The following is a 3,217-nucleotide window of genomic DNA, read 5'->3' as shown; positions in this document are numbered from 1 at the left end:
GACCGGTTCCCTCAGAAAAGGACATCAGCACAAACTTCATTTTCTCATTATGCATCAAGTCCATGTTCACAATCTTACCCTCCTGATAGGGGAGTAAGTCTGCCAAACGAAAAACCTCACCTGCTTTTACTGCTTCATTCATAAAATCTTCCCTCCTTATGGAAATTTCTGTGTATACTGCGCCCTTTTCACTACGGACTCCCACCGGTTTCTCCACCGGGGTGAGAATGGCCTGCCCCTTGGAAAGGAACTTCCCATCTCCTTCTCCATAAACTTCTATCTCCCCCTCCGCTACGAAAAGTAGCTTATGATAGGGATAAAGCTCTGCACTAATATCCGTCCTCTCCGCCATGGAAAAATAAATAACGGCGTTTTCTCCCGGATGAATCTGCTTGGAGACGGTACATCCCCGTACCGGTGGATTCTCTCTTGCTATGGAAAACACTTCTCCGACTTTTTCTTTCATAAGCCTCCTTTCTTTACTGAAGGACTTTGATTTTGAAAATGTTTTAAGCTTTAAAACATTGCTCTTGAAGTCTCTTTAAGCTCTAAAAAGTTTTGCCCTAGAAACGCTTTAAACTTTAGATTTATAAAGGGCTTGCATCTTTAAATCCTTCTTACAAAGTCTATTGTATACAATATATGCGATTCATTTGTTGCAAATGCAACAAATGAATCTAACAAAAGCAAAAAAGAATTTTTACCGATATATCTCATACAGATGCTTTCTACAATTAGATACATTATTTATCGCCATAATGAGAACCACATTCTACAATTTCCAGCATATCTCCCACAATACGAAAAACAATACGATTTTTTTCATCAATTCTTGCACTCCAAAAACCGAACAAATTACCTGATAATTTTTCCGGTTTTCCAATACAATTATATCCATTTCTATCTATGTCTTTCAAAATTTTATTTATTCTTCTTAGTGTTTTCTTATCTTGTCCCTGCCAGTATAAATATTCCTCCCACGCTTCATCATGCCATATTTTTCTCATTATTCGGCCTCAATAAGCTCATGCTCATGTATCTTATATCCAGCCTTCATCTCCGCAACTCGTCTTTCCAAAGTAGCTAAATGTTCACTACTATAAAAAGTGTCTCTCTCTGTAGTAATTTCAAATGGAATTCTCCTTTCACGAACTACCGTTTTAGCAAAAATACAAAATGCCGTAGTCATATTCATCCCCACATCAGAACAAAACTCATCAAACTGTTTCTTTAAATCTTCATCCATACGAACGCTAATACTCGTCTGTGCCATAAGAAATCCTCCTTATCTGTATTGAATTTTAGAATCACTTTCTATGTATTATATATACATTGTATTATATTTTCAATGCAATGTATATATAATTATTGTTAATTTGGTAATTTGCATTATAAAGTAAATCACCATACTAATTAGTGAAAATTGATTCGCTTAATCAAGATGGTTTCTTCATAATTCTTTTAAAGAAATATTAACTCTTTATCAACTAACTCTGCTTCCATTTCCAAAGAGCTGTTCCAAAAATGAGGGCATATCCCACGAAGCTATAAACGTCCGGAATTTCCCCAAAGACCACAAAGCCCAAAACAGCCGCAAAGAGTACCTGAGAATAGTCAAAGACGGAAATCTCCTTTGCAGGGGCATAGGCATAGGCCTTAGTCACAAAAATCTGCCCCACCGCCGCACTACATCCTGCCAAAATTAAAAAGATAGTCTGTTGCACAGTCATAGGCTTATATTGCAAGACAAAAAACGGAAGCAAGACCAGCACCGAAAACAGGGAAAATGAAAAAACCACTACCGGTCCTTTCACACCACCTAATCCCAGCTTTCTCACATAGGTATAGGCTGTTCCTGCTGAGAAACCGCCAAAAAGTGCCACCAGCGCGGGAAGTCCCACAATTCCCTGACCGGGCTTCACCACAAAGGCAGCACCCAGCAAGGCTAATAAGACGGACACAGTCGCCATCTTATTGGGTTTTTCTCCCAGAATAAAGATAGACATTACTATGGAAAAGAAGGGCGCCATTTTTTGTAAAATGCCAGCATCCCCCAGCTTCAAGTAGCCAATCGACCAAAAGTTGCAAAGGATACCGAAGGTTCCAAAACAGCAGCGAAGCAATAAAGGAATCCTAAGCTCCTTTGGGACAGCATAGTGGATTCCCTGCTTTCGCATCATTATAAAGGCAATCAAAGCTGCCACACAATTTCGAAACATTGCTTTCTGCATAGTAGGCAGATCTCCGGAAAGCTTTACAAAGAAGGACATACCTGCAAAACCTGCCGCCGAAAGGATTATGGAAATGATTCCCTTTATTTTACGGTCTTTTTCTAATCTGATTTCTTCTTTCATTTACACAACTCTGCTTTCCCTTTTACTCCATAATCCACCGAATCCCCTTTTCGATTCTTTGCTCCACTTCACAAAAATGGTTTCCGGGATTTTGCTCAAAATTCACACTATAGCCTAGGGATTGGTAGTACTCTACCAGTTCCCGGGTTTTGCTTTCTATTGTGGACAGGACGGCATGCTTGGTCCTCGCTTCCTCTGTTCCTAAAGAAAAATACAGCTTCTCCAGTGTTCTCAGCATTTTCTTCTCCTTGGCAAATGAAACAAAGTCCGGATACCAAAGGGAGCCGGAGACAGAGGCAATTCGAGAAAATAAAGGACTTCGATAGCCGGCATATAGGGCAAAAAGACCGGCCAAGGAATATCCGGCTAAGGCATAATATGTAGGCTCTTCTCCAAGAATTTCTACTACCCTCGGAACAATTTCCTTTTCTAAAAGGAACAAATATTCATCCGCTCCGCCAATAAAATCCTTCTCATTTTTAATAAGAGCGGGACTATCCCAGGGGCACATGTTCTTCTGCCATTCCAAGTTGTTGATACAAAGAAGCGGAAATGTAAAGTACTCCTGCCCTTGCAAAAGCTTTACCACCGCCTCTTCCTCTTCGGAAAAGCAATGAAGAATCAGTAGAGGAGAGGATAATTTAACTTCTGATGATTTGACTTCTGATAATTTCCCTCTCAAAGCTTTTGCTTCCATAGTCTGACCATTCGTGTTCAGTCTGATATTTGTATTCGCCTGATTTAATTTCTTCTCCACCATACTTTCAAGAGGTTGATACAGTGTCGCTTTCTTTCCCTCTACGGAAAAGGACGATATTTTCAGCTCTTTTTCCATTCCTATATTCTCCATTCCTATTTTTTCT

The 3,217-nt window shown here is 39.7% G+C and carries 5 protein-coding genes; all 5 read right to left on the bottom strand.

Features of this window, described 5'->3' with window-relative positions; translation table 11 throughout:
* Nucleotides 1-466: cupin domain-containing protein (locus tag ACO4PX_RS09495; RefSeq protein ID WP_485572431.1), on the bottom strand; the 466-nt coding region annotated here is incomplete at its 3' end.
* Between the two features lie 277 nt (nucleotides 467-743).
* Nucleotides 744-1,007, bottom strand: coding sequence for a Txe/YoeB family addiction module toxin (locus tag ACO4PX_RS09490; RefSeq protein WP_485572429.1), 264 nt, complete (start codon nucleotides 1,005-1,007; stop codon nucleotides 744-746).
* The gene (locus ACO4PX_RS09485; RefSeq protein WP_304072831.1) at nucleotides 1,007-1,273 is read right to left on the bottom strand and encodes a type II toxin-antitoxin system RelB/DinJ family antitoxin; all 267 of its coding nucleotides are present in this window, start codon (nucleotides 1,271-1,273) and stop codon (nucleotides 1,007-1,009) included. The genes ACO4PX_RS09490 and ACO4PX_RS09485 overlap by 1 nt, the downstream gene beginning before the upstream one ends.
* A 214-nt stretch (nucleotides 1,274-1,487) precedes the next feature.
* The gene (locus tag ACO4PX_RS09480; protein ID WP_485572427.1) at nucleotides 1,488-2,354 is read right to left on the bottom strand and encodes a DMT family transporter; all 867 of its coding nucleotides are present in this window, start codon (nucleotides 2,352-2,354) and stop codon (nucleotides 1,488-1,490) included.
* Nucleotides 2,355-2,376: 22 nt separating this feature from the next.
* On the bottom strand, nucleotides 2,377-3,217 hold an 841-nt coding region (locus ACO4PX_RS09475; protein WP_485572425.1), incomplete at its 5' end, for an alpha/beta hydrolase.

The sequence above is a fragment of the Oribacterium sp. genome (assembly GCF_057249185.1).
This window is presented reverse-complemented; position numbering and strand designations above follow the sequence as displayed.